Source organism: Aestuariirhabdus litorea, from assembly GCF_003864255.1.
Lineage (GTDB): Bacteria > Pseudomonadota > Gammaproteobacteria > Pseudomonadales > Aestuariirhabdaceae > Aestuariirhabdus > Aestuariirhabdus litorea.
This window is the reverse complement of the sequence record NZ_QWEZ01000001.1, coordinates 267,743-281,843: the sequence shown is the minus strand read 5'-3', so window position 1 is coordinate 281,843 and position 14,101 is coordinate 267,743. Positions and strand designations below refer to the sequence as shown.

General features: G+C 55.5%; 15 protein-coding genes. 5 read left to right on the top strand and 10 right to left on the bottom strand.

Going from position 1 to position 14,101, the window contains the following annotated elements:
• Positions 1 to 41: 41 nt before the first annotated feature.
• From D0544_RS01355 to D0544_RS01325, 7 genes are all read right to left on the bottom strand, one after another.
• The gene (locus tag D0544_RS01355) at positions 42 to 545 is read right to left on the bottom strand and encodes a cytochrome P460 family protein (RefSeq protein ID WP_125014112.1); all 504 of its coding nucleotides are present in this window, start codon (positions 543 to 545) and stop codon (positions 42 to 44) included.
• A gap of 112 nt (positions 546 to 657) precedes the next feature.
• Positions 658 to 1,146: a GNAT family N-acetyltransferase gene (locus D0544_RS01350; protein WP_125014110.1), complete on the bottom strand. Its 489-nt coding sequence runs from the start codon at positions 1,144 to 1,146 to the stop codon at positions 658 to 660.
• A gap of 549 nt (positions 1,147 to 1,695) precedes the next feature.
• Positions 1,696 to 2,172, bottom strand: a complete 477-nt coding sequence (locus D0544_RS01345; RefSeq protein ID WP_125014108.1) for a hypothetical protein — start codon at positions 2,170 to 2,172, stop codon at positions 1,696 to 1,698.
• Positions 2,173 to 2,261: 89 nt separating this feature from the next.
• Positions 2,262 to 2,525 (bottom strand): MafI family immunity protein, encoded by a 264-nt coding sequence (locus D0544_RS01340; protein WP_125014106.1) that lies wholly within the window; start codon positions 2,523 to 2,525, stop codon positions 2,262 to 2,264.
• A 120-nt stretch (positions 2,526 to 2,645) separates the two neighbouring features.
• Positions 2,646 to 3,749 carry a hypothetical protein gene (locus D0544_RS01335; protein ID WP_125014104.1) on the bottom strand — a complete coding sequence of 368 codons (1,104 nt, stop codon included), beginning with the start codon at positions 3,747 to 3,749 and terminating at the stop codon, positions 2,646 to 2,648.
• A 665-nt stretch (positions 3,750 to 4,414) separates the two neighbouring features.
• Positions 4,415 to 5,374 (bottom strand): DMT family transporter, encoded by a 960-nt coding sequence (locus D0544_RS01330; RefSeq protein ID WP_125014102.1) that lies wholly within the window; start codon positions 5,372 to 5,374, stop codon positions 4,415 to 4,417.
• Positions 5,375 to 5,874: 500 nt separating this feature from the next.
• Positions 5,875 to 6,384, bottom strand: a complete 510-nt coding sequence (locus D0544_RS01325; RefSeq protein ID WP_125014100.1) for a shikimate kinase — start codon at positions 6,382 to 6,384, stop codon at positions 5,875 to 5,877.
• Positions 6,385 to 6,553: 169 nt separating this feature from the next.
• Here D0544_RS01325 and D0544_RS01320 point away from each other — a divergent pair, with 169 nt between their 5' ends.
• The 5 genes from D0544_RS01320 to D0544_RS01300 all read left to right on the top strand — a co-directional run bounded on the left by D0544_RS01320 (position 6,554) and on the right by D0544_RS01300 (position 11,406).
• Positions 6,554 to 7,231, top strand: a complete 678-nt coding sequence (locus D0544_RS01320) for a histidine phosphatase family protein (RefSeq protein ID WP_125014098.1) — start codon at positions 6,554 to 6,556, stop codon at positions 7,229 to 7,231.
• A 43-nt stretch (positions 7,232 to 7,274) separates the two neighbouring features.
• Positions 7,275 to 8,492 (top strand): acyl-CoA dehydrogenase family protein, encoded by a 1,218-nt coding sequence (locus D0544_RS01315; RefSeq protein WP_125014096.1) that lies wholly within the window; start codon positions 7,275 to 7,277, stop codon positions 8,490 to 8,492.
• Positions 8,493 to 8,516: 24 nt separating this feature from the next.
• Positions 8,517 to 9,557 carry a phosphotransferase gene (locus D0544_RS01310; protein WP_125014094.1) on the top strand — a complete coding sequence of 347 codons (1,041 nt, stop codon included), beginning with the start codon at positions 8,517 to 8,519 and terminating at the stop codon, positions 9,555 to 9,557.
• Positions 9,558 to 9,625: 68 nt separating this feature from the next.
• Positions 9,626 to 10,600, top strand: coding sequence for an NADPH:quinone oxidoreductase family protein (locus tag D0544_RS01305; protein ID WP_125014092.1), 975 nt, complete (start codon positions 9,626 to 9,628; stop codon positions 10,598 to 10,600).
• A gap of 41 nt (positions 10,601 to 10,641) precedes the next feature.
• Positions 10,642 to 11,406, top strand: a complete 765-nt coding sequence (locus D0544_RS01300) for an SDR family oxidoreductase (protein ID WP_125014090.1) — start codon at positions 10,642 to 10,644, stop codon at positions 11,404 to 11,406.
• A 67-nt stretch (positions 11,407 to 11,473) separates the two neighbouring features.
• On the opposite strand, the gene D0544_RS01295 is transcribed toward D0544_RS01300, so the two are convergent.
• The 3 genes from D0544_RS01295 to D0544_RS01285 form a co-directional block, all read right to left on the bottom strand.
• Entirely contained in the window at positions 11,474 to 12,505 is a 1,032-nt protein-coding gene (locus tag D0544_RS01295) for a cyclic di-GMP phosphodiesterase (RefSeq protein WP_125014088.1), read from the bottom strand.
• 9 nt (positions 12,506 to 12,514) lie between these two features.
• Positions 12,515 to 12,700 carry a rubredoxin gene (locus D0544_RS01290; RefSeq protein WP_279387260.1) on the bottom strand — a complete coding sequence of 62 codons (186 nt, stop codon included), beginning with the start codon at positions 12,698 to 12,700 and terminating at the stop codon, positions 12,515 to 12,517.
• 65 nt (positions 12,701 to 12,765) lie between these two features.
• A complete protein-coding gene (locus D0544_RS01285) occupies positions 12,766 to 14,079 on the bottom strand; it encodes an ArsB/NhaD family transporter (RefSeq protein ID WP_125014086.1) in 1,314 nt (437 codons plus the stop codon).
• Positions 14,080 to 14,101 lie beyond the last annotated feature (22 nt).

The window sequence follows — 14,101 nt, the reverse complement described above, 5'->3', positions numbered from 1 at the left end:
CTTCCTGGCAAAATCGCATGGTTCTGCGGCCACTGGTTAGCTTAATTTAATGCTGGAAAGGGTGCTGGATCAGTGAACACCCAATCACGCTCTTTTACAGGCGTGTGGCACGAGGTGCATACTTGAGCCCCGTTTTTAAACGGCTCCTGCTCAAGACCAACCCAACGCGCCCATCCCCAACCATAAGTTTTGGAATACTTGTTTGAGTCTTTGAACATGAATTCAGCATGAACAAAATCTCCAGGTGCAATTGCTGTTTTCCAGTTTTCTAATTCGGTATCTTTCCAAACCACTTTACCCAGGATTGAACCCTCCGGCCATGGATTAACTTTTCCAGAGCGAGCGGCTTTTACTGCAATTTCATTTCCGAGTATAACCCTTAACGTGTTGTTATCTGTTCTATGAGATACGGCGATTGTTGACCAGTTCTGCCAACCACTAGGATATTCAATCCCATGAGACGCTTCCGGTGTTTTTTCTGAAGCAACTGCTCCCCAACCTGAAGCAGCAAGTAGACCTAAAACTAAAATTCTAATTTTTTTCATAATGGTTTCCCTATACCTGAGTTTTTTTAAACGCTTACGCCATGCTATGGGGCTGCCAGCTAAGCTGTGGGTCTCAGTGAGGAGAAAAATGACGAACGACGCGAGCACCCTGTTATGTTTTGAGCCATTTATACATGATCAGCGCATCAACATAGCCTCTCGACGGATGCTTAAACGCCTGTGGCAACCGCCCTACGATTCCAAAGCCGAGCTTTTGCCATAGGCGCACAGCCCCTTCATTGGTTGAGGCCACGAAGTTGAATTGCATTGCTTCATAGCCAAGCTCAACTGCCATTTTTTGAGAATGCTCGCACATGACGGTAGCGATACCTTGCCCTCTAGAAGAGGACGCAACCATGTAGCCACAGTTGCATACATGACTACCCGGCCCAGCTTGATTTGTTTTGATGTAGTAGGTCCCTAGTATTCCTTCATTGTTTTCTACCACATAGGTTTTGCGCGGCAACTCCATCCATAGCTTTTTCCCTTCGTTTTTTGTTACTTCGCGAGGATAGGCGTATGTTTCACCGGCCGAAGCGACCTCATGAAAGATGGGCCAGATCTTTTCGTAATCTGCTTCAGTAGCTTCGCGTATCTGCATGGGATGGACTCCTCTTAACCATAGCAGCTTAATTCTGGCCCGGCTTGTCTTGACCTCTTCAGACAACAATCAATGGACGGATAACCGGTTGAATTAATTTGGTTTTTATCGATCATCGGCTTTATTTGTCCGGTAAAAAAGAGCCGTGGCATATAGCGGGAGGATCTGGCGCAGTATCCTGTTAGCCTCCGCAGTTAACCCTATGATATTTATTAACATTACCAGCGCACATTGTGTCTGGATAGCTTAGGGTAGGGTAGATATCAGATGGTGTGCTCAGAACAATAGCCGCCAAAGCTGCCAGATCAAGATCACCGCCGAACTCGATGGCGTCGGGGTGCACCTGCCCCCACCCAGTTCTGAGCCGCCAGGGCCTGCAACCAAAACCCCGCTCAGGGGTTTTTTCCCGGCAGCGCCCGATGCTTAGATCAAATTTTAGAGATGGGTTGGACCTGCCCGCTGGGATCAGCGCTTATCATAGATGATTTTTAATACTCATCCCTCACCAACCAGCGCAAGCACTAATTATAAATATAATTTATGCAACCTTCATTTGTATTTTTCAACATAAGGAATAATCTTAGCGGAGACCACATCACTGACTATTTTACCGCCAACCTCTTCGACCCAAACTTCTGCGATGCCATTTTGGATGGTTGCATTAGGCTGATAACTCTTGCCTTTTTCAGCATTAAAATTAATGCGAACAAAAGTTTCATGGAGGTTAAATGGACCACCCATCCTCCAAACCCCATTGGGGGCATAGATAACATTAACTATGACAACTCTATGACCAGATGGAACCTTGAAAACAACATCTTTTCTCGCTTTAAACAAACCCCAATTGAGAAAATTATCATCTGAATGATTAAAGAAAAGTGATATCAACCCTTCATCTTTTTCTTTCATCCAATTATGAAGAAGCGAATAGTTGTCATCCACGACATTGTAAGGGTTAGTTGCTGCACAACCTGGTAGTGAAGCAGATAGAACTATTATATAGGTAATTAAAAAAATATTTTTCATGAAAACTTGTGATCTATAAAACCTCAACTAAAGTAAAGACTCCTCATACATAGATTTAACTGATTTATCAGGCAAGTAACTTTATTTCATCATCCGGAAACCTTGATTGATTTAATACCCCTATCTATTTGCATCGATTCAGCAGCTTTCGATAGAGCTTCCATTTCTGTTGAGGATAGCTCAACGTCTTCCTCAACCAAAAAATCGACTAGCGCTTCGACTCCAAGTCCCCATTCATTGAATTTGTAAATGTACCCGTATATTTCTATGCGAGCACCTTCTTTAAGCTTGTGAGCGACAGCCGCATACGCTTGCTTTGATAACTCTAGGTTGTGTTTTTGTATGCTAACCATTGCACACCTAACGACCAAGCTCACCGGCCGCTTTGAAGCGCAGCGGAAAAGCGGTCAGGTGAAGCGCCTTGTTAGCATTATGCTCATGACCATATGGCACAGAAACGAACTTATACATATTCATGAAAACAAATCAGAAAAAAAGTCGCCACTATCATCTGTGTCCATAGCAATATCCATATCTTCATCAGTATCAACATCTTCATCTACGTCATCAGTAGATGCATATTCTTCTTCGTAATTTTCCGAAAGACTTGCTTCTGAAAAATTAATCGCTGATGCGTCAGTAAGAGTTGAATCATATTCGCCTAAGCCTAAATTATCGATTCCTCCAATATTTTCTAATTCTGCGTTAAAGTTAGCCAAAGCTTGTTCAATTTGGTATTGGTTTATAGCTCCCATGACCAAATTCGAAGCTATCATTCCAGTAAAAACACCAAGTGCAGTTTTCATTACAGAATTACCCTTGGCTGCTTGCTTAAGATTTTCCCCGTACTGTCTCGGATTGCTCTTTATCTTGTTTAGCATGCTAATGGCTTCTTGGTCGCCACTTTTGCGAATATACTCTTCTGCAGCATCTTGCTTTGTGATTTCAGGTTGAGCATTTAGTTTTTCCTTTATTTTTTCTGCCATTTCCAATGTTTGTGCTTTGTCGCCACTTTGAACAGCTTCAATTAAGCTATCAAGAAGAATTTTTATCCTGTCTTTTTCTAATGAGTCGCTGATGTTTATTGCTTGATGGATTATGGGTGAAACCTTTAATTTGAAAACAGCCTTCGATTTCTCAATGGCAGCTGAAAGCATTTCTATATTTACACTGAGCGATTCAAGAGCACCTTGTTTATCTTTTATATATTCATCATTTTCAATCAACAATGTGGCAGTTTCTACTTCATTTTCCTCGACGCTTCCATCTGCGGCAATGCACACAGCCAATAGCTCTGGTACTAATTTAGAATAAAAGGAATAATTAAACCCAATAGATGTAACAGGATCCTTATCAAGGGCTAAGCTACTTTCGTGTGCATTATCACTATTAGTTGTTTTTGAAGGTAGTGATTTCTTTTTAGCTTCTTTATCGGCATTGGAGCTAATAGCCCATATAGCTATTCCAGCACCAATAGCAAAACCAATCCACCCCCCAAGCCATATGCCAATACCACCAAATATAGCCACGCCGGTAATATAGGTGCCGACTTCTTGTTTTTTCTCATTTTCAGACATAAATCACCTCTACATCAGTTTCTATTGTTTGAATATGCTAACATTTGTATAACGACCCGAGCACTTTTCCCCGGGGAGTGGATTGATTGGAACCAGCGTACCTCTTTGACTTATATGAGAAAAGTGTTCTTTTTCACAGAACTGGCTATGCGAAAAGCGACCCGTGAGTGTATCCCCGCTGCTTGAGCGCTACATCTCTGCCGAATAATTTATAGCCCACTGATAGTCAACGCCTTATTGTGCAGACAGTTTATAAAGGGTGCATGCGCGTTGTGTGTTATCGCCTCCCAGCCATTCCCGTCAGGCAGTAACCCAGAGGCTATACCGGAAGGTGGCTTCCCCCATCACCCTCCAAGCCGGCAAGGAGCTGCTTGCGCTATCGAAACAGACCCGAAGGGGCGAGACAGGGATGTCGAGCCGTTCCGTGCGGGCAGGAGGCCCGCTCGGAACGGCCGATAGCGGAAGCAGTGACGCGCGCAGCCGAAGGCCGGATTGGTGGGGTCCGCCGGGGATTCTTAAGGGGGCGGTGGTCGCCCCCTTAAGGCACCTGTCGGGGTGCTTCCCGACACCCCCCCCTGCCGCAAGGCAGAACCCCCGCGCCAAAGGCGCTCCTACGATGCTCCCCTACGCCGGAACTTCACCCCCCCATTCCAGGCAAAAAGCCATTAGCCATTACAACCTTTAGCCAAGGCCCCTTGCTCATTGTTTGCTGAGACTCTACGCCCGAGCAGCCAGATACTAAACAGAAGGAGAATACTCCCTACCCACTGCAATCCGCCAAAGTGCTGCCCAAGCAAAAGCGCTGAAAGTATTACCGCCGTAAGCGGCTCTAACAGAGTCGCTACAGTAAGCGCCGTAGGGCTTAAACGTACAGCGCCCCAACTGAAAGCCAGTAGCGCCAGAGCCGCAGTTACAATGCCGAGATATAAAAACCATGCTTGGGGTGGAATTTCTGTTGGCCATATGAATGGACTGAACAGAAAATTCAAGCTCATGATGACGGCCGCCACTAGGGTCAAACAGGCGGCTGTCGGGCCGGCCCCAAGCGCTTTTGAGATACGCCCATTAACCATGGAAAATCCAGCGTATAAAAATGCTGACCCTAGTGAAAAGGTGACACCCAACACCATACTCCCCGAACCAAAGTGTTCAGCGCTATCGGCATTACGAGTGGTGATTAGTACGGTACCCGACAGCGCCCCCAGCAGCACCAGAAAGAGTTGTAGATCTGCTCTTTCTTGTCCACGGATGATTGAAATAACTGTCACTATGACGGGTGGCATACAGAGGGCTATCAGCGTTGGCACTGCAGCCCCCATTTGCTCAATACCAAGAAACCATAACAACACGTAGCCTGCCATTGCGGCACCAGCAAGAATTATAAGTGGCAGCAATGGTGCGATCCTGCTCCATAAAATCCTGTTCCAAAAAAATCCAACTAAAACAACAGCACCAATGACAAAACGCCAGAAAGATACATTCCCAGGAGAAAAACCATACTGCGCGACCAGAATATTAACCACCAGCGCTCCTGTCCCCCAAATAACCCCGGCTCCGCAAGCTGAGAGCAATGCCAACACCTGAGAAGAGGGTTGAAGGTTTAATTCAGTAGTGGTTGTTTCCATTTTTATAGTTCTTCGTTTTTATGGATAGCGCCTGCATAACCGCAAGAGCAAACCTGACAAATGAGCTGGCTCCGATTTACCGGGAAATGGTCAAGAACCGCCCAATGAAATCAAAATCTGGAGTGTACTGGGCTAATTGGTTTCGGCTGTTATTTTTTAACTGAAAAAAACCAATTCATAGCCGTAAACCCCCTGCGCAGTACCCAGCCCCCCAGCGCCCGTAATCCATTGATATTGCTTGATCAGTTGTTTAATTTCTAGCGCAGACCCTGTTATTCGCTCATTAATTGACCTCACCCAGTTCACTCCTTATAAGGTGACCCCCCATCACCCTCAAGGCCGGTAAGGCGCTTCTTTCGCTATCGCAAGAGGCCCGAAGGAAGGGATGATGAACAGGGTGTTCGAATGCCGCGGAGGCCATGGACGCCCGATAGCAGAAGCAGTGAAGCGCGTAGCCGAAGGCCGGCCTGGTGGAGCCACCGGCGCTCAAGAACGCCCCCCTACACAGCCGCCAGGGCGACGCAGACCTCATCCAGAATCTGTTGCTGGTCCTTGCCATCGCACTCGATGGTGATGTCGGCCACCTGCTGGTAGAGGGTGCGGCGCTCGGCAAACAGCTCCTCGAAGCTCTGGTCCGGGCGGCGGGCGATGCCGCGGGTTTCGTAGTTGCGAATACGGCGCTTGAGCTCGGCCAGGGAGGCGTCGAGGAAGACAATGGGGCCAAAGCCGCGCAGGTGGCGCATCCCCTCCTGGCCATAGACCGCGCTGCCGCCGGTGGCGATGACGTGATTGGGCAGGAAGGACTCGAGCAGGGTCTGCTCCTCGATGTAGCGCAGCTGCAGGTAGCCGCTCTCGTCCAGGATATCCTGCAGGGGTTTGCCTTCACGCAACTGGATCAACAGATCTGTATCGACAAAATCCAGCGCCAGCTCCTTGGCCAGCTGCACACCGATGGTGCTCTTGCCGGCGCCGGGCATGCCAACCAGTATTACGCTGCGTTGTGGGGTCATGGAGAGGGCTCACGTAAGTTAAATCACCCTAGTGTAACCAAGCCCATTGCGCGGGAAAACCGTTACCATTCGTATGGCTGATACCCCGCCATAATCGCCCCTGCCTTCTCATCCCCGGGGATTCTCTCTATGCTGAGTCCCTGTCCCCATCAGCGCAGCGACGAGTCCCATGAGCGACATCTATCTGGTTCGACACGGCCAGGCTTCCTTCGGCACCGCCAACTACGACCAGCTCTCCGAGTTGGGCTACCAGCAGTCCCGCTGGCTGGGCGAATACTTTGCCCGCCGAGGGGTCGAATTCGACCGCATCGTCATCGGCGGCCAGGCCCGCCACCGCCAGACCGCTGAGTCGATCTGCGAGGGGATGAACGCATCGCAACCGCTGGAGTGCATCGAGGGGTTCAGCGAATACGATTTCGAGGCCATTTTCCAGCTCTACCTACAACAGTTCCCGGACCAGCGCCCGACCGAGGGTGAGCGTGACCGCACCGTTTTCTACCGGCTGCTGATCCGCGCCCTGCACGCCTGGGCGGACGATACCCTGAGGGGTGAACTACCGGAGAGCTGGCAGCAGTTTGAAAGCCGGGTACGGGACGCCCTGGAGGCGGTTCGTGATACCTCGCGCGGCAGCAAGGTGCTGGTGGTGAGCAGCGGCGGCGCCATCTCACTGGCCACCAGCCTGGTGCTGGAGGCCCCCCCCAGCGCCATGATCAGCCTCAACCTGCAGCTGCGCAATACCGGGGTGACCCGCCTCAGCAACAGCCGCAATCGCGCCCACCTGTTCAGCTTTAACGAAATGTACCACCTCGACGACAGCGAACGGCACCACGCGATCACCTACAGCTAACCATCGACACCTACACAATAAGAACGAGACCAGGGAGCACCCCATGAATTTTGAGTACAGCGACAAAGTGAACGACCTACTGGCGCGGGTAAACGGCTTCCTCGACCAGCACCTCTATCCCATCGAGGCCCAGCTGCTTGAGACCATCGACACCCAACCCGACCGCTGGGCCATTCCTCCCGAGATCGAGGCGCTCAAGGCCAAGGCCAAGGCGGCGGGACTGTGGAACCTGTTCCTGCCGGAGTTCGAGGATTACGGCTACGGTCTCACCAACCTCGAGTACGCACCGCTGGCGGAGGTAATGGGCCGCACTCGCTTCGGCAGTGAGGTGTTCAACTGCAGCGCCCCCGACACCGGTAACATGGAGGTGCTGGCCCGCTACGGTAACGAGGAGCAGAAGGAGCGCTGGCTCAAGCCCCTGCTCAACGGCGAGATCCGCTCGGCCTTCGCCATGACCGAGCCGGAGGTTGCGTCTTGCGACGCCACCAACATCGAGACCCGCATCACCCGTGACGGCGATGAGTACGTGATCAATGGTCGCAAATGGTACATCTCCGGCGCCTGCGATCCCCGCTGCAAGATTCTTATCGTGATGGGCAAAACCGACCCGGACAACGCCAACCGTTATATCCAGCAGTCGCAGATCCTGGTGCCCATCGACACCGACGGCGTCACCATCGTGCGCCCGATGAAGGTGTTCGGTAACGACGATGCCCCCGAGGGCCACGCCGAGATCCGCTTCGACAACGTGCGTGTGCCGGCCAGCAACATCCTGCTGGGCGAGGGGCGCGGCTTCGAGATCGCCCAGGGCCGCCTGGGCCCGGGCCGTATTCACCACTGCATGCGCCTGATTGGTGCCGCCCAGCGCGCCCTGGAGATGATGTGCGTGCGCGCCGAGAACCGTATCGCCTTTGGCCGCCCACTGATCAAACAGGGATCGGTGCGCGAGGATATCGCCAACTCCGTGTGCGAGATCGAGCAGGCGCGCCTGCTGACCCTCAAGGCCGCCGACATGATGGACCGCCAGGGCAACAAGGCCGCCAGGGAGATGATCGCCATGATCAAGGTGGTGGCGCCGCGCATGGCCTGCCAGGTGATCGACCGCGCCATGCAGCTGCACGGCGCCGCCGGCCTCAGCCAGGACTTCCGTCTCGCCGAGCTCTACATGTACGCCCGTACCGTGCGCCTGGCCGATGGCCCGGACCAGGTGCATATGATGCAGCTGGGTCGCGACCTGGCACGCCGCTGGAACGGGCAATAGTTCAACATCGAGGATGCGAACAGGATGAGTGAACAGATCGAAACCCTTAACGAAACCCTGCTGGCGGACTATCTGGAGCAGCAGGTGCCCGGTTTCAAGGGACCGCTGACCGCCACCAAGTTTTCCGGCGGCCAGTCCAACCCCACCTTCAAGATCGAGGCGGCCTCCGGCACCTACGTGCTGCGTCGCCAGCCGCCGGGCAAGCTGCTGAAATCGGCCCATGCGGTGGATCGCGAATACCGTGTGATCAAGGCGCTGGCCGACAGCGAAGTGCCGGTGGCCCAGGTCTATCACCTGTGTGAGGATCCCTCGGTGATCGGCTCCATGTTCTACCTGATGGAGTTCTGCGACGGCCGCATCTTCTGGGACGCCGCCCTGCCGGAGGTGGACACCGCCACCCGCAGCGCCATGTACGACGAGATGAACCGGGTACTGGCGGCGCTGCACAGCGTCGATATCGACGCCGTCGGCCTCAGCGACTACGGCAAGCCGGGCAACTACTTCGAGCGCCAGCTGGGACGCTGGAGCGCCCAGTACCGTGCCTCGGAGCTGGAGCGGATCGAGGCCATGGAGCAGCTGATGGGTTGGCTGGAGCAGAATATGCCGGCCGACGATGGCCGTGTGGCCCTCTCCCACGGCGACTTCCGCCTCGACAACCTGATGTTCCACCCCACCGAGCCGCGGGTGATCGCGGTGCTGGACTGGGAACTCTCCACCCTCGGCCACCCCTTCGCCGACCTCGCCTACCAGTGCATGCAGCTGCGCATGCCCGGCAAGATCGGCAACATGTCGGGGCTGATGGGGGTCGACCTCAAGGCCCTGGGTATCCCCAGCGAGCAGGAGTACATCGCCCGCTACTGCCAGCGGATGGGGATCGAGAAGATCGATAACTGGGCCTTCTACCTGGCCTTCAGCTTCTTCCGCCTGGCGGCGATTGTACAGGGGGTCGCCAAACGCGCCGCCGATGGCAACGCCTCCAACCGCGAGGCCGCCAAGGTGGGGGCCTTTGTCGGACCGCTGGCGGAGCTGGCCCTCGGCGTGATCCAGCAGGAGGGGGGGCGCTAGGGCCCACCCCGTCTCCTCTCCCAATAACAACCACCGAATCTTTCGAATAACCGGAACCTGGAGTGATCATGAAAGCAATCCTGTGCGAAGCCTTTGCGCCACTCGACCAGCTCACCTACAAAGAGCTCCCCGATCCCGTCGCCCGTAAAGGGGAAGTGGTGATCGATGTCGCCGCCGCCGGTGTCAACTTTCCCGACGGCCTGCTGGTGCAGGGGCTGTACCAGATGAAGCCCCCCTGCCCCTTTGTACCGGGCACCGAGATCGCCGGCACCATCAGTGCCGTCGGTGAGGGGGTTAACCACCTCAAGGCGGGGGATCGCGTGGTCGGGGTGACCATGCTCGGCGGCTATGCCGAGAAGGCGGCCCTGCCGGCCAGCACCGTAATGCCACTGCCCGATGCCATCCCCTTCGAGGAGGCGGCGGGGCTGATCACCGCCCACGCCACCGCCCACCACGCCCTCAAGCAGCGCGCCAACCTGCAAGCCGGTGAAACCCTGCTGGTGACCGGCGCCGCCGGCGGTACCGGGCTGGCCGCCGTACAGATCGGCAAGGCGATGGGGGCGCGGGTGATCGCAGTCTGCTCCAGCGCCGAGAAGCTGGCTGTGGCCCAGGCCAACGGCGCCGATGTACTGATCAACGCCAGCGAGCAGGACCTCAAGGAGGAGATCAAGAAAGCCACCGGTGGCCAGGGAGTGGATGTGGCCTACGAGGTGGTGGGGGGCGATACCTTCGACACCCTCAGCCGCTGCATGGCCTGGAACGGCCGCCTGCTGGTGATCGGCTTTGCTTCCGGGCGCATCCCCGAGCTGCCGGTCAACCTCACCCTGGTGAAGGGCTACGCCGTGCTCGGCGTTTTCTGGGGTACCTTCACCCAGAAGCAACCCAAGGATTTTATCGCCAACATGATGGAGCTGATTCAGTGGTACCTGCAGGGCAAGGTCAAGGTGGTGGTGGACCAGTGCTTCCCGCTGGAAAACGCCGTCGATGCGATCAACAAAGTGATGAACCGTCAGGTGATGGGCAAGGTGATTCTCACCCCCTAACCGCCCCACCCCAAAACGAACAACGATAGAAGGAGAGTACCGTGGCAACACAGCTGTTTGATTTAACCGGAAAGATCGCCCTCGTCACCGGCGCCAGCCGCGGCATCGGTGAGGAGATCGCCAGGCTGCTCGCCGAGCAGGGCGCCCATGTAATTGTGTCCAGCCGCAAGGTGGACGACTGCCAGACGGTAGCCGATTCCATCAAGGCCAACGGCCACAGCGCCGAGGCGCTGGCCTGTCACGTCGGCAGCATGGAGGATATCGGCAACACTTTCGACTACATCCGTCGCGAGCATGGCCGCCTGGATATCCTGATCAACAACGCCGCCGCTAACCCCTACTTCGGCCACGTGCTCGATACCGACCTCGCGGCCTACCAGAAGACCGTGGATGTGAACGTGCGCGGCTACTTCTTCATGTCCGTCGAGGGGGGCAAGCTGATGCGGGAGAACGGTGGTGGCGCTATCGTCAATACCGCCTCCATCAACGCGCTGCACCCAGGCCCCATGCAGGCGATCTACTCCATCACCAAGGCGGCGGTGGTCAACATGACCCAGGCCTTTGCCAAGGAGTGCGCGCCCCTCAACATCCGCGTCAACGCGCTGCTGCCGGGGCTGACCAAAACCAAGTTCGCCGGCGCCCTGTTCACCAACGAGGCGATCCACAAGGAGGCGATTCGCAGCATCCCCATGGGCCGCCACGCCGAGCCGAAGGAGATGGCCGGGGCGGTACTCTACCTGGTGTCCGACGCCTCCAGCTACACCACCGGCCACTGCCTGGTGGTCGATGGGGGCATGACCGCCTAGACTACTCCGAAAAAAAACTACCCCAAAAAAAAAGCGGCCCCTTGGGGCCGTTTTTTTTGGCGATAGCTCAGCGCATCAGGTTGACGAACTCGGTGAAGAGCTTTTTGTCGAAGTGGTCCGACATCTGGTCGCGCATCAGCACCAGCGCCTGGAAGGGGGTCATCGCCTGCTTGTAGGAGCGCTCGGCAGTGAGAGCGTCGAACACATCGGCGATGCAGCAGATCTTGCCGTAGATATGGATGCGGTCATTGTGCAACTGCTTGGGATAACCGGTGCCATCGGCGCGCTCGTGGTGCTGCAACACGATGATGCGGCTCTCCTCCGTCAGCTCCCCACTCTGCTCCATCAGCTTGAAGCCCTTGAAGGGGTGGGTGCGCATGTGCCGCATCTCCTCGTCGGTCAGCCGGCCAGGCTTGTTGATCACCTCGGGACGGATGTTGACCTTGCCCAGGTCGTGCAGGAAAAATCCGGCCCCCAGCTCCTGCATGTCGTGGCGGTCCGACTGCCCAAACAGTGCCTTGGCCAGCATGATGCTGGTGACCCCCACGTTCACCGAATGGGTGTAGGTGTAGAAGTCGTGGCTGGTGATACGCAGCATATTGGAGGCGGTTTCCGGGTCGTGCAGGATCAGCTCAGTGACCTGGAAGATCGCTTTCTTTGATGCCCTGAGGTTGTCCGCCGTGGGGCTTTCCAGCAACCGGCTCATCAGCTCCCGCGAGTGCAGGTAGACCGCCTGGGAGCGCTTTTCAGGCCCCATCTTCTTGTCGTGCAGCGCCTCCTTGAGGGCCTCCGGAACCAGGTTGTCGGGGGTCCAGATCGTCGGCGGTTCCATCTCCTCGGGGGGGGAGGATCCGGGGTGGGCCCCATCGAGGGCCTCGCTGTCGCTAGCCGCCCAGCCCACTGGCAGCGAGCTTTTTTCCAGGTCAATATTGAAGCGCGTGATCTTGCAGCGGCGCAGCTTGTGGAGCTGCGACTCGCTCTTGATCAAAAACTCATTGCGTAAAAAGGGGTGGTCCAGCCAGCTGTTGGGGAGTTTGACATACATGCCAAGGCAAAGCTGGTCCGGGGTGCAAACGATGCTGTGCTGTTCTTCGCTCATACCTGCCCGCTACTCGCTACCGATCACTTCGCTGAACAGGTTTTTGGGAGCGCCACATTCGGGGCAGACCCAGTCATCGGCGATCTCTTCCCAGGGGGTTCCCGGCGGGGTGCCCTCCTCCGGACCGCCCTCGGCGGGGTCGTAAACATAATCACAGATATCGCAGTGGTAACGCTTGCTCATGGTGGTGTTCATCAGGTTGCTTTTGTCAGGTTATGGCCATTAGCTTGAGACGGCGGCAGCCCGGTGACCCGCAAGGGTTACTTCAGGTACTCAAAGCCTCCACTAAAGGCAAGGGAGGCAACCACCAGACTGAACACCATCATAGGCAAGCCTTTGCGCAGCCACAATAGCGGCGTAATGCGCGCCTCGGGCAGGCCGCAGCGCTCCGACTCCGACACACAGATAACGTTGGCGGTGGCGCCAATATGGGAGCCGTTTCCGCCCACCCCGACACCAATCGCCAGGGCCCACCAAAGGGGCAATACCGGCACCCCCTGGGCCTCCAACCCCTGCACAATGGGGATCATGGTGACCGTAAAGGGGATGTTATCGACGATGGCGCTAAGGATCGCCGCCACCCACATCAGCAGCAGGCAGGCCAACAGCAGCTGACCCTCCTGCTGGGCAAAGTCGGCCAGCTCGGCGCCCACCAGTCCCAGTAAGCCCGAAGCCTCCACACCTCCGACGATGACAAAAAGACCGGCAAAAAACACCAACACAGACCACTCCATTTCACCATAGAGGGGCTCCGGGTCAGGGCGCACCAGCACCAGCGCGAGGGCCGCGCCGATAAAGGCCACGTAGGAAGGAAACAGGTGGAAATGGTGGTGGATAAAAAACAGCACAATGGTGACGCTGAGAGCAAAAAGGGTCTTTTTCAGCGCCGCCGGTTGCTTGATCGCCTTGCTCTCGTCGAGGTCCAGGTCCACCGTGATGGGCTGGCTGAGGTAGTCGCGAAACTGGTAGAGCACCAGACCCACGGTGCTGAACCAGACCAGGCTGATCACCGGGAACATGTGCAGCATAAAGCTGAGAAAATCGATCCCTCCGGCACTACCGATCATGATGTTGGGGGGATCCCCTACGAGGGTGGAGGCACCACCGATGTTGGAGAGCATCGCTTCCGCCATCAGGTAAGGGAGCGGGTTGATGTTGAGCAGGCGGGTAATCAGTACCGTCAGGGGGGCGAAGATCAACACCGTGGTGACGTTGTCGAGGAACATACTGATGACACTCACCGCCATGCAGAGGAACACCAGCAAGCGCTTTGGGTCCCGCCCCGAGGCCTTGGCGATCTTGATCGCCAGGTACTCAAAGCCGCCGGTCGGGCGCAGCATAACCACCATCATCATCATGCTGATCAGCAGGAACATGGTGTTGGCATCGATCGCCATCACCGCCTCAGACTGGGAATAGAACCCCATAAGGCTGCCCACCCCGATCATCACCACGGCGCCCGCCACCGCTGCACTCGAACGGTGAATAACTTCGGTAAATATGACGATATAGGCCAACACCATGGTGATCAGCGCGGCGCCCATGGCAACCGTAAAACCCGCTTGACTCTCCATATCCCCCTGCTCCTTTTTCGTT

Excerpts from the sequence above, each read along its gene's own strand:
- D0544_RS01355 (WP_125014112.1), bottom strand. The coding sequence starts at position 545 with ATGAAAAAAATTAGAATTTTAGTTTTAGGTCTACTTGCTGCTTCAGGT.
- D0544_RS01350 (WP_125014110.1), bottom strand. The coding sequence starts at position 1,146 with ATGCAGATACGCGAAGCTACTGAAGCAGATTACGAAAAGATCTGGCCC.
- D0544_RS01345 (WP_125014108.1), bottom strand. The coding sequence starts at position 2,172 with ATGAAAAATATTTTTTTAATTACCTATATAATAGTTCTATCTGCTTCA.
- D0544_RS01340 (WP_125014106.1), bottom strand. The coding sequence starts at position 2,525 with ATGGTTAGCATACAAAAACACAACCTAGAGTTATCAAAGCAAGCGTAT.
- D0544_RS01335 (WP_125014104.1), bottom strand. The coding sequence starts at position 3,749 with ATGTCTGAAAATGAGAAAAAACAAGAAGTCGGCACCTATATTACCGGC.
- D0544_RS01330 (WP_125014102.1), bottom strand. The coding sequence starts at position 5,374 with ATGGAAACAACCACTACTGAATTAAACCTTCAACCCTCTTCTCAGGTG.
- D0544_RS01325 (WP_125014100.1), bottom strand. The coding sequence starts at position 6,384 with ATGACCCCACAACGCAGCGTAATACTGGTTGGCATGCCCGGCGCCGGC.
- D0544_RS01320 (WP_125014098.1), top strand. The coding sequence starts at position 6,554 with ATGAGCGACATCTATCTGGTTCGACACGGCCAGGCTTCCTTCGGCACC.
- D0544_RS01315 (WP_125014096.1), top strand. The coding sequence starts at position 7,275 with ATGAATTTTGAGTACAGCGACAAAGTGAACGACCTACTGGCGCGGGTA.
- D0544_RS01310 (WP_125014094.1), top strand. The coding sequence starts at position 8,517 with ATGAGTGAACAGATCGAAACCCTTAACGAAACCCTGCTGGCGGACTAT.
- D0544_RS01305 (WP_125014092.1), top strand. The coding sequence starts at position 9,626 with ATGAAAGCAATCCTGTGCGAAGCCTTTGCGCCACTCGACCAGCTCACC.
- D0544_RS01295 (WP_125014088.1), bottom strand. The coding sequence starts at position 12,505 with ATGAGCGAAGAACAGCACAGCATCGTTTGCACCCCGGACCAGCTTTGC.
- D0544_RS01290 (WP_279387260.1), bottom strand. The coding sequence starts at position 12,700 with ATGAACACCACCATGAGCAAGCGTTACCACTGCGATATCTGTGATTAT.
- D0544_RS01285 (WP_125014086.1), bottom strand. The coding sequence starts at position 14,079 with ATGGAGAGTCAAGCGGGTTTTACGGTTGCCATGGGCGCCGCGCTGATC.